The sequence below is a fragment of the Paenisporosarcina sp. HGH0030 genome (assembly GCF_000411295.1).
GTDB lineage: Bacteria > Bacillota > Bacilli > Bacillales_A > Planococcaceae > Paenisporosarcina.
In genome coordinates, this window is the sequence record NZ_KE150424.1 from 1 (window position 1) to 22,322 (window position 22,322).

23 protein-coding genes, 2 rRNA genes and 2 riboswitches are annotated in these 22,322 nt (G+C 43.2%); of the genes, 17 read left to right on the forward strand and 8 right to left on the reverse strand.

Going from position 1 to position 22,322, the window contains the following annotated elements; genetic code table 11:
* Both HMPREF1210_RS16150 and rrf read left to right on the forward strand, forming a co-directional pair.
* A 23S ribosomal RNA gene (locus HMPREF1210_RS16150) occupies positions 1-1,815 on the forward strand; the annotation flags it as partial.
* A gap of 66 nt (positions 1,816-1,881) precedes the next feature.
* Positions 1,882-1,997, forward strand: a 5S ribosomal RNA gene (rrf, locus tag HMPREF1210_RS16155).
* Between the two features lie 241 nt (positions 1,998-2,238).
* Here rrf and HMPREF1210_RS16160 read toward each other — a convergent pair.
* Together HMPREF1210_RS16160 and HMPREF1210_RS16165 are read right to left on the reverse strand one after the other, a co-directional pair.
* Positions 2,239-2,586: a VOC family protein gene (locus HMPREF1210_RS16160; RefSeq protein WP_016429770.1), complete on the reverse strand. Its 348-nt coding sequence runs from the start codon at positions 2,584-2,586 to the stop codon at positions 2,239-2,241.
* Between the two features lie 17 nt (positions 2,587-2,603).
* Positions 2,604-3,767 (reverse strand): pyridoxal phosphate-dependent aminotransferase, encoded by a 1,164-nt coding sequence (locus HMPREF1210_RS16165; RefSeq protein ID WP_016429771.1) that lies wholly within the window; start codon positions 3,765-3,767, stop codon positions 2,604-2,606.
* Between the two features lie 85 nt (positions 3,768-3,852).
* Here HMPREF1210_RS16165 and HMPREF1210_RS16170 point away from each other — a divergent pair, with 85 nt between their 5' ends.
* The 9 genes from HMPREF1210_RS16170 (at position 3,853) to HMPREF1210_RS16210 (ending at position 12,143) form a co-directional block, all read left to right on the forward strand.
* The gene (locus tag HMPREF1210_RS16170) at positions 3,853-4,647 is read left to right on the forward strand and encodes a carbon-nitrogen family hydrolase (protein WP_016429772.1); all 795 of its coding nucleotides are present in this window, start codon (positions 3,853-3,855) and stop codon (positions 4,645-4,647) included.
* 88 nt (positions 4,648-4,735) lie between these two features.
* Positions 4,736-4,844: riboswitch (SAM riboswitch) on the forward strand.
* Between the two features lie 69 nt (positions 4,845-4,913).
* Complete coding sequence (locus tag HMPREF1210_RS16175; RefSeq protein WP_016429773.1) at positions 4,914-5,927, forward strand: methionine ABC transporter ATP-binding protein; 1,014 nt, start codon at positions 4,914-4,916, stop codon at positions 5,925-5,927.
* Positions 5,917-6,588 (forward strand): methionine ABC transporter permease, encoded by a 672-nt coding sequence (locus HMPREF1210_RS16180; RefSeq protein ID WP_016429774.1) that lies wholly within the window; start codon positions 5,917-5,919, stop codon positions 6,586-6,588. The genes HMPREF1210_RS16175 and HMPREF1210_RS16180 overlap by 11 nt, the downstream gene beginning before the upstream one ends.
* An 18-nt stretch (positions 6,589-6,606) precedes the next feature.
* On the forward strand, positions 6,607-7,440 hold the full coding sequence (locus HMPREF1210_RS16185) for a MetQ/NlpA family ABC transporter substrate-binding protein (RefSeq protein WP_016429775.1): 834 nt from the start codon (positions 6,607-6,609) through the stop codon (positions 7,438-7,440).
* Positions 7,441-7,455: 15 nt separating this feature from the next.
* Positions 7,456-8,571 carry an iron-containing alcohol dehydrogenase family protein gene (locus tag HMPREF1210_RS16190; protein WP_016429776.1) on the forward strand — a complete coding sequence of 372 codons (1,116 nt, stop codon included), beginning with the start codon at positions 7,456-7,458 and terminating at the stop codon, positions 8,569-8,571.
* A 221-nt stretch (positions 8,572-8,792) separates the two neighbouring features.
* The gene (locus HMPREF1210_RS16195; RefSeq protein ID WP_016429777.1) at positions 8,793-9,620 is read left to right on the forward strand and encodes a YihY/virulence factor BrkB family protein; all 828 of its coding nucleotides are present in this window, start codon (positions 8,793-8,795) and stop codon (positions 9,618-9,620) included.
* Positions 9,621-10,295 (forward strand): response regulator transcription factor, encoded by a 675-nt coding sequence (locus HMPREF1210_RS16200; protein WP_016429778.1) that lies wholly within the window; start codon positions 9,621-9,623, stop codon positions 10,293-10,295.
* Positions 10,292-11,671, forward strand: coding sequence for a HAMP domain-containing sensor histidine kinase (locus HMPREF1210_RS16205; protein WP_016429779.1), 1,380 nt, complete (start codon positions 10,292-10,294; stop codon positions 11,669-11,671). Before HMPREF1210_RS16200 ends, HMPREF1210_RS16205 begins: the two co-directional genes overlap by 4 nt.
* A gap of 73 nt (positions 11,672-11,744) precedes the next feature.
* A complete protein-coding gene (locus tag HMPREF1210_RS16210; RefSeq protein ID WP_016429780.1) occupies positions 11,745-12,143 on the forward strand; it encodes a hypothetical protein in 399 nt (132 codons plus the stop codon).
* Positions 12,144-12,351: 208 nt separating this feature from the next.
* On the opposite strand, the gene HMPREF1210_RS16215 is transcribed toward HMPREF1210_RS16210, so the two are convergent.
* Together HMPREF1210_RS16215 and HMPREF1210_RS16220 are read right to left on the reverse strand one after the other, a co-directional pair.
* A complete protein-coding gene (locus HMPREF1210_RS16215) occupies positions 12,352-13,122 on the reverse strand; it encodes a FixH family protein (RefSeq protein ID WP_016429781.1) in 771 nt (256 codons plus the stop codon).
* A 360-nt stretch (positions 13,123-13,482) separates the two neighbouring features.
* Positions 13,483-14,046, reverse strand: coding sequence for a GNAT family N-acetyltransferase (locus HMPREF1210_RS16220; RefSeq protein WP_016429782.1), 564 nt, complete (start codon positions 14,044-14,046; stop codon positions 13,483-13,485).
* A 100-nt stretch (positions 14,047-14,146) separates the two neighbouring features.
* On the opposite strand from HMPREF1210_RS16220, the gene HMPREF1210_RS16225 reads away from it, so the two are divergent.
* The gene (locus HMPREF1210_RS16225; RefSeq protein WP_016429783.1) at positions 14,147-15,085 is read left to right on the forward strand and encodes a carbohydrate kinase family protein; all 939 of its coding nucleotides are present in this window, start codon (positions 14,147-14,149) and stop codon (positions 15,083-15,085) included.
* A gap of 46 nt (positions 15,086-15,131) precedes the next feature.
* Here the strand turns inward: HMPREF1210_RS16225 and HMPREF1210_RS16230 are convergent, their stop codons facing one another.
* Genes HMPREF1210_RS16230 through HMPREF1210_RS16245 form a run of 4 tightly spaced genes read right to left on the reverse strand, consistent with a single transcriptional unit; the run spans position 15,132 to position 18,539 of the window.
* Positions 15,132-15,893: an energy-coupling factor transporter transmembrane protein EcfT gene (locus tag HMPREF1210_RS16230; RefSeq protein WP_016429784.1), complete on the reverse strand. Its 762-nt coding sequence runs from the start codon at positions 15,891-15,893 to the stop codon at positions 15,132-15,134.
* A complete protein-coding gene (locus HMPREF1210_RS16235) occupies positions 15,886-17,340 on the reverse strand; it encodes an ABC transporter ATP-binding protein (RefSeq protein ID WP_016429785.1) in 1,455 nt (484 codons plus the stop codon). The genes HMPREF1210_RS16230 and HMPREF1210_RS16235 overlap by 8 nt, the downstream gene beginning before the upstream one ends.
* The gene (locus HMPREF1210_RS16240; protein WP_016429786.1) at positions 17,333-17,932 is read right to left on the reverse strand and encodes an ECF transporter S component; all 600 of its coding nucleotides are present in this window, start codon (positions 17,930-17,932) and stop codon (positions 17,333-17,335) included. Before HMPREF1210_RS16240 ends, HMPREF1210_RS16235 begins: the two co-directional genes overlap by 8 nt.
* 1 nt (position 17,933) lies before the next feature.
* Entirely contained in the window at positions 17,934-18,539 is a 606-nt protein-coding gene (locus HMPREF1210_RS16245; RefSeq protein WP_016429787.1) for a YkoF family thiamine/hydroxymethylpyrimidine-binding protein, read from the reverse strand.
* Between the two features lie 103 nt (positions 18,540-18,642).
* Positions 18,643-18,749, reverse strand: a riboswitch (TPP riboswitch).
* 158 nt (positions 18,750-18,907) lie between these two features.
* Between HMPREF1210_RS16245 and HMPREF1210_RS16250 the strand changes: the two genes are divergently transcribed.
* Genes HMPREF1210_RS16250 through HMPREF1210_RS16270 form a run of 5 tightly spaced genes read left to right on the forward strand, consistent with a single transcriptional unit; the run spans position 18,908 to position 22,295 of the window.
* On the forward strand, positions 18,908-19,294 hold the full coding sequence (locus HMPREF1210_RS16250) for a GntR family transcriptional regulator (RefSeq protein WP_016429788.1): 387 nt from the start codon (positions 18,908-18,910) through the stop codon (positions 19,292-19,294).
* Positions 19,294-20,400 (forward strand): DUF1648 domain-containing protein, encoded by a 1,107-nt coding sequence (locus tag HMPREF1210_RS16255; RefSeq protein ID WP_016429789.1) that lies wholly within the window; start codon positions 19,294-19,296, stop codon positions 20,398-20,400. The genes HMPREF1210_RS16250 and HMPREF1210_RS16255 overlap by 1 nt, the downstream gene beginning before the upstream one ends.
* A gap of 16 nt (positions 20,401-20,416) precedes the next feature.
* A complete protein-coding gene (locus HMPREF1210_RS16260) occupies positions 20,417-20,617 on the forward strand; it encodes a PLD nuclease N-terminal domain-containing protein (RefSeq protein WP_016429790.1) in 201 nt (66 codons plus the stop codon).
* Entirely contained in the window at positions 20,614-21,516 is a 903-nt protein-coding gene (locus HMPREF1210_RS16265) for an ABC transporter ATP-binding protein (protein ID WP_016429791.1), read from the forward strand. The genes HMPREF1210_RS16260 and HMPREF1210_RS16265 overlap by 4 nt, the downstream gene beginning before the upstream one ends.
* On the forward strand, positions 21,513-22,295 hold the full coding sequence (locus HMPREF1210_RS16270) for an ABC transporter permease (RefSeq protein ID WP_016429792.1): 783 nt from the start codon (positions 21,513-21,515) through the stop codon (positions 22,293-22,295). The genes HMPREF1210_RS16265 and HMPREF1210_RS16270 overlap by 4 nt, the downstream gene beginning before the upstream one ends.
* The last annotated feature ends 27 nt before the right edge of the window (positions 22,296-22,322 follow it).

Below are 22,322 nucleotides of genomic sequence, written 5' to 3' on the forward strand. Positions count from 1 at the left end.
AGCCATCATTTAAAGAGTGCGTAATAGCTCACTGGTCGAGTGACGCTGCGCCGAAAATGTATCGGGGCTAAACAATTCACCGAAGCTGTGGATGGATTCCGTATGGAATCCGTGGTAGGAGAGCGTTCTAAGGGCGTTGAAGCTAGACCGGAAGGACTGGTGGAGCGCTTAGAAGTGAGAATGCCGGTATGAGTAGCGAAAGACGGGTGAGAATCCCGTCCACCGAATGACTAAGGTTTCCTGAGGAAGGCTCGTCCGCTCAGGGTTAGTCGGGACCTAAGCCGAGGCCGATAGGCGTAGGCGATGGACAACAGGTTGATATTCCTGTACCACCACTCCACCGTTTGAGTAATGGGGGGACGCAGAAGGATAGGGTAAGCGTACTGTTGGTTATGTACGTTCAAGCAGTAAGGCGTGGAATGAGGCAAATCCCGTTCCTATAACGTTGAGCTGTGATGACAAGGACCATTAGGTCTGAGTTCCTGATTTCACACTGCCAAGAAAAGCCTCTAACGAGGTGGAAGGTGCCCGTACCGCAAACCGACACAGGTAGTCGAGGAGAGAATCCTAAGGTGAGCGAGAGAACTCTCGTTAAGGAACTCGGCAAAATGACCCCGTAACTTCGGGAGAAGGGGTGCTCTATTAGGGTGTTAAAGCCCGAGAGAGCCGCAGTGAATAGGCCCAGGCGACTGTTTAGCAAAAACACAGGTCTCTGCAAAACCGTAAGGTGACGTATAGGGGCTGACGCCTGCCCGGTGCTGGAAGGTTAAGAGGAGTGCTTAGCGCAAGCGAAGGTGCGAATTGAAGCCCCAGTAAACGGCGGCCGTAACTATAACGGTCCTAAGGTAGCGAAATTCCTTGTCGGGTAAGTTCCGACCCGCACGAAAGGCGTAACGATCTGGGCACTGTCTCAACGAGAGACTCGGTGAAATTATAGTACCTGTGAAGATGCAGGTTACCCGCGACAGGACGGAAAGACCCCGTGGAGCTTTACTGTAGCCTGATATTGAATTTTGGTACAACTTGTACAGGATAGGTAGGAGCCTGAGATTCCGGAGCGCCAGCTTCGGAGGAGGCGTCGGTGGGATACTACCCTGGTTGTATTGAACTTCTAACCCTTGCCCCTTAGCGGGGCAGGAGACAGTGTCAGGCGGGCAGTTTGACTGGGGCGGTCGCCTCCTAAAGTGTAACGGAGGCGCCCAAAGGTTCCCTCAGAATGGTTGGAAATCATTCGTAGAGTGTAAAGGCAGAAGGGAGCTTGACTGCGAGACCTACAAGTCGAGCAGGGTCGAAAGACGGGCTTAGTGATCCGGTGGTTCCGCATGGAAGGGCCATCGCTCAACGGATAAAAGCTACCCCGGGGATAACAGGCTTATCTCCCCCAAGAGTCCACATCGACGGGGAGGTTTGGCACCTCGATGTCGGCTCATCGCATCCTGGGGCTGTAGTCGGTCCCAAGGGTTGGGCTGTTCGCCCATTAAAGCGGTACGCGAGCTGGGTTCAGAACGTCGTGAGACAGTTCGGTCCCTATCCGTCGTGGGCGTAGGAAATTTGAGAGGAGCTGTCCTTAGTACGAGAGGACCGGGATGGACACACCGCTGGTGTACCAGTTGTTCTGCCAAGAGCATCGCTGGGTAGCTATGTGTGGCCGGGATAAGTGCTGAAAGCATCTAAGCATGAAGCCCCCCTCAAGATGAGATTTCCCATTACGCAAGTAAGTAAGATCCCTCAAAGACGATGAGGTAGATAGGTTCGAGGTGGAAGCGCGGTGACGTGTGCAGCTGACGAATACTAATCGATCGAGGACTTAACCAAAATGAACTTGAATGGTTTTCAATGACCCGTTTATCCAGTTTTGAGTGAACAAACACTCAAAAAAAGTCTAGTGATAATGGCAAAGAGGTCACACCCGTTCCCATACCGAACACGGAAGTTAAGCTCTTTAGCGCCGATGGTAGTTGGGGGTTTCCCCCTGTGAGAGTAGGACGTCGCTAGGCAAAATAAGAAACCGATACCTTCCGAGGTATCGGTTTTTTTGTGTTGTTTTTTAAGCTTAGTACGAAGGTGTGCGAGAAAGAGGAGGAACAAAGAGTTCGAGGAAACAAAGGGATGAGACTCGGAGCGAAGAATTTCCAAATGCTTAAATTAAACACTTTGCAAAAGAACAACGAAAACACCCATCATCAAATGAAAGGTGTTCACGATAGTAATTAATTTCGTCTGTTCTTTCCAAATGTTTTAAGAGCGTTCAAAAAAAGTAATGCACACACCATCTGGATCAATAATGGAGAACTCCTTAGTCCCCCAAGGCTTGGCTTCTAAAGATCCATTCTGATGAATCACCTGTTGTTTTTCATATTCACGATACAGAGATTCAATTGCATCGACCAGGATGCGGAAGCTCGTCCATTCGCCTAAATGAGTATCATCCGTTTGGTAAAAAAGAATTTCAATATTTCCACGGTAGACACCGCCATAGCCGTTTGGAGTGAAACCCAGCTTTTGTTCATAGAAAGTTATGGCGGTTTCGATATCTTTCGCTGGGCTTAAAGGGGTCAAGCTCTTGAAATTAATAGACTCACTCATTCATTGTCACCACTTTCTCAAAAGATAGCTAGCTTACCGATCCGATCTACCGCTTCTTCCAATCGTGGCTCATCAACTAATAACCCAACCCGAATATAGCCTTCTCCAAATTCACCGAAGCCATTTCCTGGGGCTACGGCTACGTCTGCTTCATTTAAAAGTTTGTCCGTGAATTCTTGGCTGGTATATCCTTTTGGAACGGGTAACCAAGCAAAGAATGAGCCTGTAGGGGCTTCTACTTCCCAACCAATCCGTTTACATGCGTTGATAAAGGTATTGCGACGGTTTTCGTAGCGCTCGACCAATGAGGAAACGCATAATTGATTTTCATTCAAAGCAGCGACTGCAGCATGCTGTATTGCAGGGAAAAGGCTGACGAATAAATGGTCTTGAATCAGGTTCAGGGCTTCAATCATCTCTTTGTTACCAACTGCAAAACCGACACGCCATCCTGCCATGTTGTAGGTTTTAGATAACGTATACATCTCAATTCCTATTTCCTTAGCTCCTTCAGCTTGTAGGAAACTTACCGGTTTAACACCGTCAAATCCAATGGCTCCATAGGCGAAATCGTGTGATACAGCAATTCCATTTTCTTTTGCGAACTCGACGGTTTGGTTGAAGAATTCAAGGTCTGCCGTTGCTCCAGTTGGATTATTTGGATAGTTAAGATACATGAGTTTTGCGCGTTCTTTCGTGTCTTGAGAAAGCATATTGAAATCAGGTAAAAAGTTGTTTTCGGCGACTAGTGGTAGTGTTTCATATTGAACGTCAGCCATGACGACTCCAGATAAATAATCCGGATAACCTGGGTCAGGCAGTAACATCAAATCTCCAGGATTCAGTACAGCAATCGGCAACTCCACAAGTCCAATTTTCGTTCCGAATAAAACCGCAACTTCTGTAGTTGGGTCAATCTCAACATTGTATTCTCTTTTATAAAAGTCTGCTGCAGCTTCCTTCAATTCGCCAATTCCACGAAATGGCGAATATTTATGTGTAAGGGGATTTTCTGCAGCTTCTTGCAAGGCTTTTACGATGTGTGGAGGTGTTGGTTGGTCAGGATTTCCTTGACCTAAATTGATCACATCGCGACCTTGTGCCACTGCAGCTCCTACTTTTTGAACAAGTGAAGCAAAGAATTGTGGTGGTAATTGTTGAAGCTTCTTAGAAAGTTCCATGGTTTTTCCTCATTTTCTGAAATAGTTGCAATCATCAGCCAAATCTTATAATCTTTTGTGTATCTTGTCTACAGGGGGTGTACCCATGAAAATCGCATGCATTCAGCTCGACGTAGCGTTTGCCGAGCCTGAAAAAAATTTTTCCAACGTTCAAAAGTACATAAAAAAGGTCGCAAGTGAGGGTGCAGAGCTCGTTGTATTACCTGAAATGTGGAATACTGCCTATGCATTAACGGAGTTAGAACATCTTGCAGACGTCGAAGGGCAACGAACAAAAGAATTTCTTTCCGAGCTGGCCCGTACATATCATGTCCATATCGTAGGAGGGTCGGTTTCTACGAAAAAAGGAGACAGCTTCTACAACACAATGTACATCTATTCGAATGAGGGTGAGCTGGTGTCCGAATATGACAAAGCGCATTTGTTCCGTCTCATGGATGAACATCTATACTTAAAAGCAGGAAATCAATCAAATGTATTTTCATTAGGTTCTATTCAAGCAGGAGGGGTCATATGTTATGACCTAAGGTTTCCTGAGTGGTTAAGGGCACATGCATTAGCCGGAGCGAAAGTGCTCTTCTTACCAGCACAATGGCCTGAAACTCGTATCGATCATTGGAGAATCTTGCTTCAAGCCCGTGCAATCGAAAATCAATGTTTTGTCATCGCCGTCAATCGAACTGGGAACGATCCGAACAATCAGTTCAATGGCCAATCCATGATCATTGCACCTTGGGGGAAAGTGTTATGGACTGGAGCTGATGATGAAGATTACGCAATCATTGATGTTGATTTTTCAGAAGTTGAAGAGGTACGTACTCGCATACCGGTATACGAGGATCGCAGACCTTTGCTATATGAACCTTTGTTTGAAAAATGAAAATAATTTTCAAAAAGTGTTTGACACGTGTATAAAAACATCGTAAGATTTACTTCAGCAACAAAACAACCAAACAACTACATATGGAAATTTATCAAGAGAGACCGAGGGATAGGCCCTATGACGTCCGGCAACCCCCAGCACGAGCTGGGAAGGTGCCAATTCCTACAGAATGATTTCATTCTGAAAGATAACCCAAAATCCATTTTTCGGTGCCTCTTTCATGATGAAAGGGGCATTTTTTATTTGGCAAAAAGGAGCTTGTGATGATAAAAATTAATGATTTATCTAAAGAGTACATAACGAAAAAAGGAACGGTTATAGGTGTTGATCGCGTAAATCTCACCGTCAATGAAGGGGAAGTGTTCGGTATTGTCGGATACTCAGGTGCAGGCAAAAGCTCATTATTACGGTGCATCAATCTGCTGGAACGACCAACAAGCGGACAAATTGAAGTGAATGGACTGGACCTCACAAAATTAAAAGGAGAAAAATTACGTAAAGCCCGCTTGAAAATCGGCATGATCTTTCAACACTTTTACTTGATCAGTCAAAAAACAGTTGCTCAGAATATTTCCTTCGCATTAAAGGCAGCTAATACACCAAGTGAAAAAATGGAGACCCGCGTTTTGGAGTTGCTAGAAATGGTTGGTTTGACAGATAAGAAAGATGTTTATCCGGCCCAATTAAGCGGTGGACAGAAGCAGCGTGTCGGAATTGCTCGTGCACTGGCAAACAATCCTTCCGTCCTGCTGTGTGACGAAGCAACTTCAGCGCTTGATCCGAATACGACCTTATCTATTCTGCGCTTGCTCAAAAAAATCAATCGCGAATTGAACATCACCATTGTGTTGATCACACACGAAATGAATGTGGTAAAAGAAATATGTGATCGCATGGCCGTCATGCAAGATGGACGGGTGGTTGAAGAGGGAACGGTTTACGATATTTTCTCCAATCCGAAAGCAGAATTGACGAAAGAGTTCATCAGTAGCGTCGTATCATTCGAAGTACCTCAATCCATTTTGGATCAAGTCACTGGACGTATTGTGAAAGTGCTATTTAAAGGCAATGTGGCGGGAGAAGGTGTCATCTCGGATATGATTCAGAATTTTGATGTACGAGGTAATTTCTTGCATGGCGCGATTGAATACATTCAGGAAATACCACTCGGCTTGTTTTTGATGGAAATTCAAGGACAACCAGAAAATATAACAAGAGCCATCACGTATATGGAAGGACGAGGGGCGCAAGTGGAGGTGGTACGTAATGGGAATTGATATAACGCATGTAATTGAAATGTGGCCAGACATCCTGAATGCATTCGGGCAATCGATGTATATGATTGGGGTTTCATTAACAGTCGCAATCATTATTGGCTTACCGTTGGGGATTGTGCTTTTTGTTACAGACCGAGGTTTATTTTTAGAAAATCGATTTGTTAAAGGAACACTCGGTTTTATCGTCAATATGGTTCGTTCCATTCCATTTATCATTTTGTTGGTAGCTCTTATCCCTTTAACCAAATTACTGGTAGACTCAACGATTGGCCCAGCAGCTGCAAGTGTATCATTGTCAGTTGCTGCAATTCCTTTCTTCGCCAGAATTGTGGAAACGTCTCTTCGTGAAATTGATAAAGGGGTGATTGAAGCAGCCATTGCAGTTGGCGCGACTCCTTGGATGATCATCAAGGATGTATTATTGCCTGAAGCAAAAACCAGCATCGTGCAAGGCATTACGATGACAATCATTAGTTTAGTAGCATACTCCGCCATGGCGGGTGTGGTTGGAGGCGGCGGTATTGGAGACTTAGCCATTCGCTTCGGATATTACCGTTATGATGAAACAATCATGATGGTGACAGTTGTCATTTTAATTGTTCTCGTTCAAGTCATTCAGCAGCTAGGTGACTGGACGTCAAAAGCAATAGATAAACGATAAAAAGGGAGAGAAATAGAGATGAAAAAAGTTTTATTTATGTTCATTCTAGTCTTAATGACAGCAGCACTTGCTGCATGTGGAGGAAGCGACAAAGAGTCAAAAGGTAATGCGGACAATGACAAATCAGTGACATTAGGCGGATCAGCAGGTCCATATAGCGACATGCTCAATAAGGCAATCAAACCCGCTCTTGAAGAGAAAGGATACAAAGTGAAAATCGTTGAATTCAGTGACTATATTCAACCGAATATTGCGTTGGACAATGGAGATATTGACGCAAATCTTTTCCAGCACTCGATTTACTTGGAAAACTTCTCAAAAGAAAATGATATGGAATTGACAGGCTTAATTGCAGTGCCGACAGCACCAATGGGTATTTACTCCAACAAGTTCAAATCTGTTGAAGAGATCAAGGATGGAGCAACCATTGCCATTCCGAATGACCCGGTGAATGCAGCTCGTACATTATTAATCTTGCAAGACCATGGATTAATTGAATTAGACCCTAATGCAGAACCATTGAAGTCGTCTGAAAAGGACATTAAATCAAATTCGAAGAACTTGGTGTTCCAACCAATTGAAGCTGGCCAACTTCCACGTGCAGTGGACAGTGCGGACTTAGCAGCTGTACCTGGTAACTTTGCTTTGGCAGCGGAAATGAGCCTGCTGGATGCGATTTTGCTTGAGAACATGCCGGACCGATACCGCAACTTAGTTACTGTAACGACAGCAAACAAAGACTCACAATTAGCGAAAGATTTAATTGAAGTCGTGGAAGCACCAGAATTCGAGGAAATCATCGATGCGGAATTCGTAGGTTTCGGCAAACCAGAGTGGATGAAAAACCGTTAAGAGAGAAGGGTTTTTGTGGAAGACATCATAGTGCGGGGTGCACCAGCTGAATATGTTTGTAAAAGTGGTGTACTGAATGAATTAGAAGAGAAGTTACAGCTAAGAAGCATTCAGCGAGTACTTATTGTTTCAGGTGTGAAATCATGGAATGCAGCTCGCTATTACTTTCCAAATCTAAAAAGCATTCAGGTATCACATACCTTCTATAAAGGCGAGTGTTCACTCACTGAAATTAATAGAGTGTCTACGTTGGCACAAACTGATGGTGTGGATGCCATTATTGGAGTAGGCGGCGGAAAAGTATTGGACGTGGTGAAAGCGGCTGCTAGCGCTAGTAGAACGAAGTCAGTGTTAATTCCAACACTTGCTTCAAACTGCGCACCGTGGACACCACTAAGCGTTATTTATTCAGATGAAGGGGTTATGACACATTACGATGTGTACCCCATGAGTGTTGACATTCTTCTCGTCGAGCCGCGCATTTTAGTGAAAGCCCCAGCTCCACTTTTGATTGCAGGTATCGGCGACACGCTAGCCAAGTGGTATGAGGCAGACGTACAAATTCGGCGATTAACCCATCCCCCGGTTGCGCTGAAAGTCGCTCATCATACCGCTCGGCTGTGTGCTGAAGAAATGTTTGCTAATGCAGAAGAAGCCATTGCTGACGCGAAAGAAGCCCGAGTGTCAGAGTCATTTAAAAAAGTAGTTGAATCCATTATTATGCTAGGGGGCATGGTTGGTGGATTTGGTGACAAATTTGGTCGCATTGCAGGTGCCCACTCCATTCATAACGGAATGACCATTGCACCGGAGTCACACGAGGCGCTTCATGGAAATAAAGTAGCTTACGGCATTTTGGTTCAACTTCTCCTTGAACAAAAAGAATGCGAAGTGGAGCGATTATTGCCGTTCTATCATAAGCTAGGCTTGCCTACTTCACTTCGAGAATTAAATATTTCTGGTACATGGATTGACCAAATTGCTGTGCACTCCACACGTGAAGAAGAGTCGATACATAACATGCGGAGTGAAAAGATAACAGCTACTGAAGTGTCACAAGTCATGCGTGACTTAGAGTCATTCCAACTCGTGAAAAGTCCGATTATGATTGAAGTAAAGACGAACCCGTGAATTTTGCGATCATCGATGATTATCAATTTGAAAGACCGACATTAAGCTGTTGGTCTTTTTTGTTGGGTAGAAGATTATACTTAAAAGGTCATGGTCATTTATATAAAATGGTCCGTCAAAACGTACATTTTATCCCCTTACACTTTGTATGGGGTTTTTTCTTGCTTAAATCCATATGTTTCGGTCACAATGACAGTAGAACAAGCTTGGAGGAACCATAGATGAAGCTCGTTACACGTATATTTATGCGGTTTTTTTCGGAGCGATTTTTCGATGAAGCTGCTCAAACCGCTTATTATCTGCTTTTATCGGTATTTCCTTTCTTACTATTTATCCTGTCATTAATTAGCTTCTTTCCGGTAGATGAGCAACAGATTTTAAATTTCTTGAGACCGTTTGCTCCTGGTGAATCGTTCAATTTAATAGAAGACAATGTGACAAATATCCTGGCTGCAGACAAAGGACGCGTACTGTCCCTCAGTTTGCTGGCTGCGTTCTGGGTTTCATCTATGGCTGTGCAGGCGCTTGCCCGTGCATTGAATGAAGCGAATGGAATTAAAAGTACACTTCCTTATTGGAAAGGACTGCTTCGAGATCTTGGCATAACCCTTTTGTTTATGACACTTATACCGTTGTCATTGTTTTTACCATTCATTGAAAGTGGATTGCACTGGGTGGTATCAAAAGCGGGTACAATCGATCACTGGCAAGGGTGGATTTATATTTGGCCCGCAGTTAAGTGGGGGCTTGGGTCTGTATTTTTGTTCCTGTTTTTCCTGCTTTTCTATAAAATCGTACCAAACAAAAGACTCACTTTCCGTGATGTATGGCCTGGTGCTTTATTGTCGGCAGTTGGTTGGCAAGTCGTTTCGATTCTTTTTGCCGACTACGTGGCGAATGTCAATTACAAGCGACTGTATGGTCAACTGTCAGGGATTATCGTGCTGGTGCTTTGGTTCTACTTGACCACCGTCGTGATTTTATTGTCAGGGCTGCTGATTGCAGAAGTACGAAAGCTTCGATTGGGAAGCGATGAAGGGGTTGAGTAAATGCGAACCATATTATTGGTAGATGATGATCCAAATATTTTAGCGCTTATGAGTATCCATTTAAGCAAAGCGAGATATAAAGTGGAAAAAGCACTGGATGCAGAGAGTGCACTTACGTTAATTCCACGTGTGTGGCCACATGTGGTTGTCGTTGACGTGATGATGCCCGGCATGGATGGTTTCGCGTTAACAAAAAAGATTCGGGATGAATTTGATATTCCCGTTATATTGGTAACAGCCAAAAATTTGCTTGAAGATAAAGAAAAAGGATTTCTTGCAGGTTCTGATGACTACGTCGTTAAACCGTTTGAACCGCAGGAACTCCTTTTCCGCATAGGGGCTGTGTTAAGAAGGAGCGCCAAACCAAATGAAATACGCATGCAGGTTGGGTCACTTGTGATTAATCGAAAGCGACTCGATATTTCAAATGGAGTTGAAACAAAGTGGCTGCCCTTAAAAGAATTTGAATTGCTTGCTTTGCTCGCATCCAATCCAGGCACTGTATTTACACGAAGTGTACTGATGGAGCAAGTTTGGGGATACGATTATGAAGGTGATGAACAGACATTGAGTGTACATATAAAACGATTAAGGCAACGCTTGGAGGGATTTGTCTCAGATGTGAAGATTGGTACAGTACGTGGAGTTGGCTATAAGTTGGAGGCTCAAACATGAGATCTTTGTATAGCAAGTTTATCCTTGTGACAGTCGCCATCATGGTTGGAAGTGCCACCCTTGGGTTTTTATTGGTCAATACGTATTACCATCAACAATTAAAAGAACAAAATGACGCCAAAAATGTTGGGATTGCACAAGACATGGCAGCTTTCATTGAACGCAATCCAAGCGTCCCTTTAACTGAATCAATCGAGGTATTTGGTGATGTCGGATACCAATTGTACGTTGTAAATGAAGCGGGTGAATCAGATTTTCATGGTGGTCCATTTCGTAAATCAACTTTGCCTGCAAAAGTAAAAGAAGGGGTACTTGAAGGAGAAATTTATCACGGCATGAGAGATTTTCCGAAAGAAACGTTTGTTACCGGCTTCTTTTCAAATCAATTGACCAATACAGTCGGCGTTCCATTTGTTTATGACGGCGAGAATCATGCGCTGTTTATTCGCCCAAATATCAAAATGTTATTTACGGAAGTACACCTTCTGCTGGGTGGACTGGCTACATCCATGACCGTGTTTAGTTTACTTGCGATGATAATTGTCGCGAGAAAGATGATTCAACCCATCACCTTATTAACGGAAGCAACGAATAAAATAGCGAATGAACGCTTTGATGAGCCCATTGCTGTTTCAAGTAGGGATGAAATCGGACAGCTGGCTGCAAGTTTTCAAATCATGGCCACTCGTTTGAAAGAGAATGATCAAGTACGAAAAGATTTTATAAGTCATGTCTCACATGATTTCCAGTCACCCTTACAGAACATCCAAGGATATGCGCAGTTACTTGCAAATCCATCTTGTCCGAAAGATGAACGACTTCAATATGCTGAAATCGTGGAGTTAGAGAGTAGGAGATTGTCAGCATTAACAAAGCAGCTGTTGTATTTGACTTCACTAGATCATCAATCGTATCAACCCACTTATAAGAGGGTTTCTATTAAAGAGCAAATTGAAAGGTCCATTCGTCAAAATGAATGGCGTTTTGAAGAGTTGGAGCTGGATGTTCAGATAGATATGCCACCCCTGCTTACACACGGAAATCCGGAATTATTGATGCAAGTATGGGAAAACATCATCACCAATGCAGTAAAATACAACCGTTTAAATGGATTCATTCACATTAAAGGATTTGAGCTGGAGAAGGAAGTTGCTATTACAATAGAAGATTCAGGGATTGGATTGACCGATGAACAAGCAGAAAAAGCTTTTGACCGGTTTTACCGAGCCGATCTCTCCCGGACTCGAGCTAAGGAAGGAACAGGGCTTGGACTGGCAATTGTCAGTGAGGTCGTGAAACGTCACAAAGGAACAGTGTCAATCAATAGTGAGATTGATAAAGGAACCACCATTCAAATCATTCTTCCAAAACTGTAATACCAAGTTCACGTTATGTTCATCTTCGTGTGGTAAGATGAACTCATCTTAAAAGAAGAAAGGTAGAAATAATATGCAAGAAAAATGGAGTATTCGTTTAATCCGGATTGCCGCAATTTTTGGGATTATTGGCGCCTATATCGGCTCGCATATGGCGGGAGCCGGGTCGTACGCATTCAAGCCGATTCATGCACATATTTTGCTGGTGGGTTGGTTATCTGTATTTAGTTGGGGTGTATTCTACAAGTTGTTTGAAGTGAAATATCCGAAATTGGTCGTCGTTCATGCATGGTCAGCCATTTTAGGAGCAATCGGATTAACAGTAGGAATGTGGCTTCAATTTATGCAACCTCTTGGAATACCTGAAACATTCTCATTGATTTTCTACATTGTGGGTGGAAGTACATTACTCTTAAGCTTTGCGTTGTTTGTAGCGGTTACATTCGCCATTAAACCAGCTAAGAAAAAGTAGACCGAAAACATCAAGCTCTTCTATCACAAAAGGGCGTTCCATGCAGTCCTTAGAGAAAGAAGGAAAGAGGAGGCCAGATTGGCGCTCCTCTTTTTTGTTGGTTCGTTATTGTTCAAAAAGAAAATAGAGCCATGATAGACAGATAAACTTCTTTAAGATAGCCTCTTTGTAAAAAAAACGCAATCCCATTTACAGGATTGCGTCTATCTTATTTCACTGTATACGTTTTTACCACATGGTCGTGCACATCGTCGCCTTTAGTTACATGAACTTGAATTTCGTAAGTTCCAGACTCTGTAAAGGTGTATTCTGTCTGGTACACGCCAGCGCCTTTTTCAGGGGCTTCCAGCCAAGTGTGGTGGTCGTCATCACTGCGTGAAATTTCATATCGTACGCGTGCTCCTTCAAGAGGCGCATCCGTTAGAAAAACATTGGCAATTAACATTACCGCTTCACCAACAGTCGCAGAACCGTCTTCAAAATCAATCGTTGCACCGTGGCTATGATGGCTATCGTTGCCATGAGCTTTTCCTTCAGTCGAAGTGTCGGTCGCTTTGCTTGACGTTTCTTCGCCACCGGTCACCGTTGTTTGTTTTGTAGGCATAATGTGCATATCACGAGCTGTTACATGCGATGTAATATCATACGTCCCATTTGTCTTAAATGTATAGTCAATTGCATACTGTTTGTCTTCATTTAATGTTGCAACAATCATTTCTTTTTCGCCAGAAGTTAAATTCAAGACCTCAATCTTTACTTCATTCGCATCTTCCACAATTTCTCCGTCTTGTGTGACTGCAGCAGCGATTACTACCTTTTCACCGGCAGTAACTGTTTCAGGTACGATTAAATCGACTTCAACTATTTCTGGAACTTCATCTGTCTTTGCTGCGTTATGTCCTTCATGTTCGTCATTTGTTCCACAAGCACTAAGAGTAAGAACAGCGAGCATTGATCCAATTGCTAAAAATCGTTTCATTTGTCATACGCCTCATTTCGTTTCGTTGATGTCATTGTAGCAAAAAAAAGCTAATACAGCTGTGACAGAACTGGGAATTTATATGTTACACTGCTTTTGTTTAAGTATCGGATAAAGTGGAAAGAAAATATTCTATAAAAATAGAGTTTCTTCTTATTGTTGGGGATGTTCACGACACCGTTCTATTGTATAAATTATTCCCTAATCCGTCGGGTGAACGAATTTGTCTTCTTGATGAACGTAGAATCTGAACATATTCAAGCGTGTATGGATGAAATCATTGCACTCATTCAAAAGCCCAGTAACAAAATCACGCCCAGCCTACAAAAGGCCGGGCGTTTTTTTAGAGAATGGTTTGTCCTAAAGAGGTTTCACCATGTGATGAAAGGCACCGCCATAGATTTCCCACGGTTCAGCAATATGATAACCGATTCTTTCATATAGCCGAATGGCTGCTTCCTTTTCCAACTCCACATTAAGTGCGGCTTTAGAGAAACCTTCTTTTCGAGCGACTTCTTCTGCGTGCTTCAATAAGATACTGCCGATGCCCTGCCCACGGAAATCGGGGTTTACACAAACGGTATCAATATAAAATTCGTCTTTACGTGCCTCTGGTGGAATAACGATTGGGTCTCCTGTTTTCGTGCGTAACCATGTTACTAAATTCGCATCCATTTCAATGGCGTCGGTTCCTGAATATAGAACCATCACTCCAGTAATCCCATCTTGTTGTTCGGCAATTACCGTATTTAAATAGGAATGTCGATTGTCTTCTTTCTGAAATAAGTGGATTAACTGTTCTGTCACTGCTTCGGCATCCTTTTCGCCAGTCATTTGCTCGGCAACGTCGCCAATCGCATCGATGATGAGTGGAACGGCTATTTCAGCATCTTCAGGTCTTGCTTTTCGAATATGTATGGTCATGAAACTCAACTCCTTCCTTCAACTATACCAAAATGTACATGTTCCCTCTACAACGCCGTTCATGGTAATCTAATACTACTATATAGAAGGAGGATGGATGATGACTCAATCACAAAAATCGCACGTCCTCACTTACGGGGATGCTTTTGTAGACTATATTGCAACCGATTCAACGAATACATCATTTTCAATGTTTTTGGGAGGGGCTACCGTTAATGTAGCAGTAGGTGTTGCTAGGCTTGGCGTACCTTCAGCATTTATTACCATTACAGGTGATGATGCAACGTCTGAGTTTGTACGAGGTGAACTTGAAGTTGAAGAAGTCATCATGGACTTTGCCAAAGTAGAACCTGAAAAACGGGTGAGTGGAGTGTATGTGCATTTAACGGAAGACCATGATCGAATTTTTCATCAATATATTGACGATGCACCACATATTCAAGTCGGAGCTGAGGATTTGAAAGAAGAGGCATTTGAAAAAGCATCTGTTTTAAATTTATGTTCTGGTACATTGTTTCAACCGAAGGCATTGGAGACATCCCGCAAAGCAGTAGAATACGCGAAAAAGCACGGAGCTTTATTGTCTTTTGATGCCAATATCCGCCCGCTACGCTGGAATAGTGAAACCGAGTGCCGCGAAACAATCTCTTCATTTTTCAAAGACGCAGATTTGTTGAAGTTCACGGAAGAAGAGTTAACGTTCTTAACTGAAACGACTACCATGGAAGAAGGACTTGCAGCAATCGCCAAGCTGAATATCCCCATCATTTTAATAACAGCCGGTGCGGAAGGGACTTATGCCGTTTTGAATGGAGAACTCCAGCATGTTCCGGTAGAACCGGTGGTACCTGTCGATACGACCGGAGCTGGAGATGCCTTTATGGCAGGCGTATTACGCTATGTCCATCTCAATGGTTTGCCGTCAACGATGGAATCCCTTATTGAATGTACGGCTTTTGCCAATCATCTTGGAGCCCTAGCTGCTACAAAAGCTGGTGCATTGACTGCAATGCCGCGACTCAGTGAATTGCAAATATAATAGAAAATCGCCCATGACAACGTTTGTCAAAGGGCGATTTTTTGGTTCAGCTCAAAAGGAAGCCAGTGACACTACTGCCTATCAATATACTGATTATAATGATGGCAAGTAACCAATCACGGCCAGCGATGGTGAGTGGTTCGTAATAAACGGAACGCCGCTCACCTGTAAAGCCTCTTGCTTCCATGGCGAATGCCGTCCGTTCCGCTCGACGAACAGCGCTCGCAAGCAGTGGAATCAATAGCCTTCTCATGCTTACGAGGCGTTGCCAAGCATGTTTTTCCTGACCAATTCCTCGCAATCGATGTGCATGTCGAATCTGAATGAACTCATCCTTCACGACAGGCAAAAACTGATATCCAACCATCACACCGTATGCAAGTTTCGGAGACAGCCTTAATTGTTGCATTAAACTCATCACAAATTTAACTGGATCTGTAGTTAATGCAAACAACAAAGACAGTGAAGAGAAAGCGAAAACACGAAACGCCAATGATAACGCTGTATGCCACTGTTTATCCGTCACTTCAAATCCATGCCATGCCCAAATGACGTCACCACTTGTATCAGCCGCAAAGAGCACTGTCGTCCATAAATATCCGAGAGCAGTAAAGCCTATTGGAATCATGAATAAAATCCAAACTTTCCAATTTACCCGACTGAACGATATTTGAACAAAAATAACACCGATAAATAATAGAAAAGGCGTCCATGGATTGAAAAACCACGCCAAAGTCAACATAGAGACAATAACTAACATAAACTTCAAAGCAGGATTCATTTCATGTAACCAAGTACGACTAGACATATGAAACCGCTCCTATCGGAGAAAGTAATTGATGACGTTTTAATAATTCGGATTGCTGCCACAATTGGTCAATTTCATAACGCCCCGTTAATTCACCGTTATTTAATAAGAAAACGGTGTCCGCGATGGCTTCAGCAAACGCCATATCATGCGTCACAATCAATACGCTGAACCCTTCTTTGGCACGAGCATCGAGTAAGTGAAACAATTCGATAAGAGCATCTGAATCCTGTCCAGATGTAGGTTCATCTAATAATAGAACCGGTCGCTTATCTGCTAGCAGAGCTCCAATTGCCACACGTCGTTTTTGTCCATGACTGATTGCAAAAGGGTGGGCATCGTGAATTTCAGCTAGTCGTAACCGTTGCATAATATCCTCAATTTCATCAGTGCTAGAGTAATTTGAAAAGGAAATCTCCTGTCCTACTTGTTGAGTAACAAATAAATGCTCTGGCGATTGTGGAACGTACCCCGGAAACGTGTTTCCACTTTCGATGTACCCTGCCGATTTTTTCAAAATACCACATATGGTTTTCAGGAAAGTGGATTTTCCACTGCCATTCGGACCTGCAAGGACGGCGATTTCACCTCTTTGCAAACGGAGGGAAACGTCATGTAATAAATGTTTTTCATTGATGTTCACACTGACATTTCTTGCTTCCAACGTTATACCTTCTTGAATAGTCGAAGTACGTGAAGGAAAACGAATTGGAAATCTCGTCGGATGCTTTTCGACAGGGAAATTCCCGGATGATGTGACGAGAAGGGCACGGTCGAAAAATGAACCCCACAAATCGAGCCGGTGTTCAACAGCCACGATCGTGAAGCCATTGGATAATTGCAATGCATCCAACCACTCCACATATTGTTGTGCGGTCAGAGGGTCTAAATGAGCAAGCGGCTCGTCGAGCAACAGCACTTGCGGTTCTATTAACAATGCACAAGCGGTTGCAAGTCGTTGTTTCATTCCTCCGGAAAGCGTTTGAATCATTGCATGCCGGATTTCAGAAAGACCGGTTAGGGTAAGTGTTGATGTGATTCGCTGTTCCATTTCTGCCCGATTGACGTGCAGATTTTCTAACGTAAAAGCCATTTCTTGTTCAACTGTAGGCATACAAAATTGTGTATCCGGATCTTGGAAGACGGTAGCGATTCTCCGATTAATTTCCCCAGCGACATAACTACTGGTGTCTTTATTAAAGAGGACAACCGAACCACTTAGCTCTCCGTCACAATTGGCAGGGTACAAACGGTTCATTAAATACAGTAAACTACTTTTCCCGCAGCCACTCGGACCATATAAGACGACACGTTCGCCAGCATCTATCGAAAATGAAATGTTTGTAAAAACTGGCGAGTCATCGTCTGGAAATTGAAACGTGACTCCTCTGAAGTCAACTACTTGTGAGATGCCACTTGGTGATTCATTCGTGAAAGCTTTACCCAATGGACTCACCCTTCAGCTTGTGTTTCTTTGATGTATTGCGAGAAATCGAATATCCACGGAGAGCCCCTGTTGCCAGTAAACCATCGGATACATACTTTCCTCCTAAACCAGCGATGATGGCACCACTCATCACTCGAAGTGTGAACATCAAGAGAAGCAGTGAAGGGTCAAGCGCTGCGTAACCAGATACAAAGAAGCCATAGGCAAAACTGAAGACTGCAGAACCAATCCCCGCTAAACAAAGCACCCACCAGTCATAGCGTTTGTAACCTGTCGCGGCAAACGCAGCTTCTGCACCAAGCCCCTGGACTAGTCCAGATAAAATCAAACGTGGTCCCACCGCATTACCGATCATCACTTCAATAGTCGCTGCCATGGTTTCAGACAAAAGAGCGGCACCCGGTTTGCGGATGATGTATGCACAAATGATCGACACAATAAACCAAATCCCAAAGATCCACTCGTATGCAATAGGTCCAATCACTCCAGCCCAAATGTTTCCTACTTGAACAAACAGCAAATAAACGACGGCAAAGACAACTGCAAAAACGGATAGCAACACAACTTCTTTCAGTTTCCAGGACTTCAACATATTACTCATCTCCTTTGTGAGAAGGGCTGTTGATGCTCATGTTAACAGTCATGACCAAATGTTTATGTTGTTCCGATCGAGCGTGTGTAAAAGAATCTTCAAGGAATGCAAACACATCGTGAATATCCCCATGAAGTCCACTTGCATAATGCATGGAATCATTGAACACACCATATTCTTTTGCGCGTGCCACTTCCTGATAAATAACCGACATATAATCGGGGTTATTCATCGGATACAGAGCAAATTGTGATGATACATATTGTTTGATTTCGCGAATTTGAGGATGGTTTAACAGAACATCATCTTTTTCCAGATAAACATCGCCTGCAGAATCACCTGGGCAGCCAATCGAAAAGGTTCCGTTAAAGGCGACATGGGCACCCGTTTTTGCTGCATACAATACGATGGCTCTCGCTGTATCGAATACATGCACTTGCTTCCCACGCATCACCGTACTGACGTCGTCGGTATGCATCCATACATTTGAGGTATCTGCTTCACGCAAAGCCCCTTTAATAATTTTAATAAAATTGTCCGCCATCGGGTGAATCGAAAACCGTAAACCAACGATTGGACTAATCCCACAACTAAACTCATTCGACATCTCTTTTTCCTCCTTTTTTAGTGCCAGGCACCTATTATTGAACATAAAAAAGCTGCATTCGACGTGGAATGCAGCTGGTTTGCGCAAAAAGAAAAAAAGTTGGGCAAAGGTCACCGCACTTCCTCACGCCAGTATTACCTGGATCGAGTGTTAAGGGATCGGAGCAAATGCTCTCATCTCAGCCAAACTATAGCACCCCTAGTGCAAATTCGTATGCAGTTTTATATATTCAAGAACGGCTTCATTGTAACGCATGAAAAAAGGATTGTAAATAAAGTGAATATCAATACTTGCCAATCAGCAAATTCTGTTCTATATTGTATATAACAAGACTGTTCTACTAAGAATAGAACAAAGGGAGGTCGCATATGTTTATTGAGATTGAACCGGAATCGACCGTACCGATTTACTTGCAATTGGCTCAGCAAATTATTGAAGGGGTAGCAAAGGGGGCTTTGAAACCTGGAGATTCTTTGCCATCTGTACGCTCATTTGCAGCTGATCTCGGCATGAACATGCATACGGTAAATAAAGCTTATCACTACTTGGAAGAGAAGGAATTTATTCAGATTGTACCGAAGAAAGGTGTATTCATTCATGAAAAAGGTGTACGGAAAGCATCAGCTTCCGATCGCCAACGACTGAGTAAAGAATTACGCCCAATCATAGCAGAAGCACTTTGTCTTCAGTTGTCTCAAGAGGACATTGAGTTACTGGTGAAAGAAATTATTTTGGATTTGAAGGAGGTTAAGTAATGTCAGCAATCATTTTTATCGTCCTATTAATGTTCAACATTGCCATTCAAGCCTTTTTACCGAAGTTTCTGAAGGAAAGTGAAGCGTTTGGCGTGTATATCCCGGATACGCACTTAAAAGACCCGCGTCTTATGAAGATGAAAAATCGCTACACACAATTGGTTTTGCTATGTGGTGTGGTTGTTCTGGTCCTATTCATTGGCGGGGTGTTAATCGTCCGTCCACAGGAGCAACAAATTGTATTTTGGGGATTAGCCACACAAATAGGTGCATTGGTTCTGCCGATGGGGCTATATGCAAAAAATCATATTGCATTAGCTAACTGGAAGAAAGATGAAAAATGGACAGCGGGTCAAGTTGAGCGGAAAGTGGTAGACCTGCAGTTTCGTGAGCAACTGAAGCTGTTGCCCAACATGTATTTTATCTTGCCCATGCTTTTGACATTCGGTCTAAGTGTTTATGGATTAACCCAATATGATTTGTTACCTGACCAGCTTCCGACGCACTGGGGTCCGAATGGGGAAGCGGATGCATTTACGGAAAAAAGTTGGCTTTCAGTCAGTTCGTTGCCATTCCTGACACTCGTGCTTCAAGGCATGTTGCTGTTTTTCAATGGGGCTATGAAGCAATCGGGTGCAAAGATTCAGGTACGAAATAAAAAACGTTCCCGAGAACAACAACTCGCGTTCCGTAAATATACAAGTTGGTTATTGTTTGTCGTGACCATCACGGTGACGTTGTTGATGGGGTACTTACAACTGACCATTATTTTTCCTGAAACCATGTCAACTTCAGTAACTCTTGCTTCCACCATCTCTTTCTTGGTCATTATTTTAGGTTCCGTTCTATTTTACGCCATTAAAGTAGGGCAAAGTGGCACCAGAATAACCGTATCACACCCGGATGAAAGTCTAGAAGGGGTAATCGATCAAGATGACGATCGATACTGGAAATTCGGAATGTTTTATGTGAATAAGAACGATCCGAGCATAATGGTGGAAAAACGTTTTGGGATTGGCTGGACCATCAATTTCGGTCACAAAACCAGTTGGATTTCCTTACTATTACTAATAGGAAGTATCGTGTTCGTTTTAACATTGCAATAAAGAGGAGTGGGAGAAAATGGAGGAATTACAAGGGGTGCCTTGGGGTATTATCACACCGATATTTATCATTCAATTTATTTTACTGGTAGTTGCACTTATCGATTTAGCAAAAATACATCAAACAAACGGACCTAAATGGGTCTGGGTACTGGTTATTATTTTCATTAGTATTTTTGGACCTATTACATACTTTATTGCAGGGAGAAAACAAGCATGACGACAATCTTAGAAGCTAATCATTTAATGAAAATATACGGCTCAGAGCGAGCTGTAAATGATGTGACTTTTGCGCTGGGAGAAGGCACATCTACGGCATTAATCGGACCAAATGGAGCCGGTAAAACGACGACTTTATCCATGCTTGGTGGGTTATTACAACCAACATCCGGTACCATTTCACTGAATGGGGAAAAACATGCGGACGTAAGAAAACATATTGGTTTCCTGCCTCAATATCCACAATTCTTTTCGTGGCTGACAGCACTGGAATTTACTGAAATGGCGGCGAAATTAAGTGGGATGGACTCACGGTCTGCCAAGCTTGAAGCACAAAAAACACTGGAGTTCGTAGGACTTGGAGACGCACTACGGAAAAAAACGGGCACTTTCTCCGGCGGAATGAAACAACGTCTTGGATTAGCACAGGCCATTGTTCATAAACCAAAGCTCTTATTATTGGATGAACCCGTATCTGCGCTGGATCCCGTTGGAAGACGCGAGATTATGAATCTATTAAAAAGCTTGCAACAAGACATGACCATTTTGTACTCGACACACATTTTAAATGATGCGGAAGAAATGACGGATCAATTGTTGTTTTTACGAAAAGGACAATTGGTCGAACAAGGTTCGATTGGCGATGTGCGTGCAAAATATGATCAACCAAGATACCGCTTGGAATTTGGCCGAGCAGAAGATGCCCTCATTTATTCAGAAAGTGCTCCATGGAAAGTACAAGTGGAAGGCACTTGCGGTACCATTCACATTACTCAAGGATTGCCGACAATGGCGGAAGTGTTGAAGTCGTTGGCGGAAAGTGGACTGGATGTCCAGAAAGCGGAGCGACAAACAGCGAACTTAGAAGAAATCTTTATGAAGGTGGCGGGGAAGGCATGAGGGAATTAATCGTACTTTTTCAAAAAGAGTGGCGTGAAAATACACGCAACTATAAATTTTTATGGGTACCTCTAGTCTTTATTTTCTTCGGATTGTCCGAGCCGCTGACAAGTTATTATTTGCCGCAAATACTCGACGCAGTAGGGAATATGCCTGAAGGCTCCGTCTTCCCAATGCCGGATTTCACGCCCGCTCAAGTCATCATGGCGACAATGGGGCAATACCAATTCATCGGCATGCTCGTATTAGTATTGGCATTCATGGGTACCATTTCTCGCGAGCGTAAAAATGGAACAGGAACGCTTATTTACGTACGACCGATTTCTTATATAAATTACTTTTTGAGCAAATGGAAAGTTGTAGGCTTAATTGCGCTAGTGAGCGTATGGCTAGGATTGTTGACGAGCTGGTATTACACAGGGTTGTTATTCGGCAAAATCGAAGCAGTTGATTTCTTAGCTTTTGCAGGCACTTATAGTGTATGGATTTTATTTGTTGTGACAATCGTTTTGGCTATGAGTGCATGGTTACCTACAGGTGGTGCTGCAGGTGTATCATTATTACTGGTCTTACTTGTTCAAATTGCAGACTCTTTACTTGGAGCTTACTGGACCATATCACCTTGGAAGCTGTCTATTTATGCAACGGAGTGGTTGACAGGTTCACCAGACTCAGGCGATTTCTGGTGGAGCATGGTGATCACGATTGTGGCTATTATCGCGTTGATGATGTTTGGTGTATGGATGTCAAAACGCAACGCATCAAAAACAAAAGTGTAAAAGTTATCCCTCTCCAAATTAATATGG

Coding starts and splice junctions, on each gene's coding strand:
- HMPREF1210_RS16160 (WP_016429770.1), bottom strand. CDS start 2,586: ATGAGTGAGTCTATTAATTTCAAGAGCTTGACCCCTTTAAGCCCAGCG.
- HMPREF1210_RS16165 (WP_016429771.1), bottom strand. CDS start 3,767: ATGGAACTTTCTAAGAAGCTTCAACAATTACCACCACAATTCTTTGCT.
- HMPREF1210_RS16170 (WP_016429772.1), top strand. CDS start 3,853: ATGAAAATCGCATGCATTCAGCTCGACGTAGCGTTTGCCGAGCCTGAA.
- HMPREF1210_RS16175 (WP_016429773.1), top strand. CDS start 4,914: ATGATAAAAATTAATGATTTATCTAAAGAGTACATAACGAAAAAAGGA.
- HMPREF1210_RS16180 (WP_016429774.1), top strand. CDS start 5,917: ATGGGAATTGATATAACGCATGTAATTGAAATGTGGCCAGACATCCTG.
- HMPREF1210_RS16185 (WP_016429775.1), top strand. CDS start 6,607: ATGAAAAAAGTTTTATTTATGTTCATTCTAGTCTTAATGACAGCAGCA.
- HMPREF1210_RS16195 (WP_016429777.1), top strand. CDS start 8,793: ATGAAGCTCGTTACACGTATATTTATGCGGTTTTTTTCGGAGCGATTT.
- HMPREF1210_RS16200 (WP_016429778.1), top strand. CDS start 9,621: ATGCGAACCATATTATTGGTAGATGATGATCCAAATATTTTAGCGCTT.
- HMPREF1210_RS16205 (WP_016429779.1), top strand. CDS start 10,292: ATGAGATCTTTGTATAGCAAGTTTATCCTTGTGACAGTCGCCATCATG.
- HMPREF1210_RS16210 (WP_016429780.1), top strand. CDS start 11,745: ATGCAAGAAAAATGGAGTATTCGTTTAATCCGGATTGCCGCAATTTTT.
- HMPREF1210_RS16215 (WP_016429781.1), bottom strand. CDS start 13,122: ATGAAACGATTTTTAGCAATTGGATCAATGCTCGCTGTTCTTACTCTT.
- HMPREF1210_RS16220 (WP_016429782.1), bottom strand. CDS start 14,046: ATGACCATACATATTCGAAAAGCAAGACCTGAAGATGCTGAAATAGCC.
- HMPREF1210_RS16225 (WP_016429783.1), top strand. CDS start 14,147: ATGACTCAATCACAAAAATCGCACGTCCTCACTTACGGGGATGCTTTT.
- HMPREF1210_RS16230 (WP_016429784.1), bottom strand. CDS start 15,893: ATGTCTAGTCGTACTTGGTTACATGAAATGAATCCTGCTTTGAAGTTT.
- HMPREF1210_RS16240 (WP_016429786.1), bottom strand. CDS start 17,932: ATGTTGAAGTCCTGGAAACTGAAAGAAGTTGTGTTGCTATCCGTTTTT.
- HMPREF1210_RS16245 (WP_016429787.1), bottom strand. CDS start 18,539: ATGTCGAATGAGTTTAGTTGTGGGATTAGTCCAATCGTTGGTTTACGG.
- HMPREF1210_RS16250 (WP_016429788.1), top strand. CDS start 18,908: ATGTTTATTGAGATTGAACCGGAATCGACCGTACCGATTTACTTGCAA.
- HMPREF1210_RS16255 (WP_016429789.1), top strand. CDS start 19,294: ATGTCAGCAATCATTTTTATCGTCCTATTAATGTTCAACATTGCCATT.
- HMPREF1210_RS16260 (WP_016429790.1), top strand. CDS start 20,417: ATGGAGGAATTACAAGGGGTGCCTTGGGGTATTATCACACCGATATTT.
- HMPREF1210_RS16265 (WP_016429791.1), top strand. CDS start 20,614: ATGACGACAATCTTAGAAGCTAATCATTTAATGAAAATATACGGCTCA.
- HMPREF1210_RS16270 (WP_016429792.1), top strand. CDS start 21,513: ATGAGGGAATTAATCGTACTTTTTCAAAAAGAGTGGCGTGAAAATACA.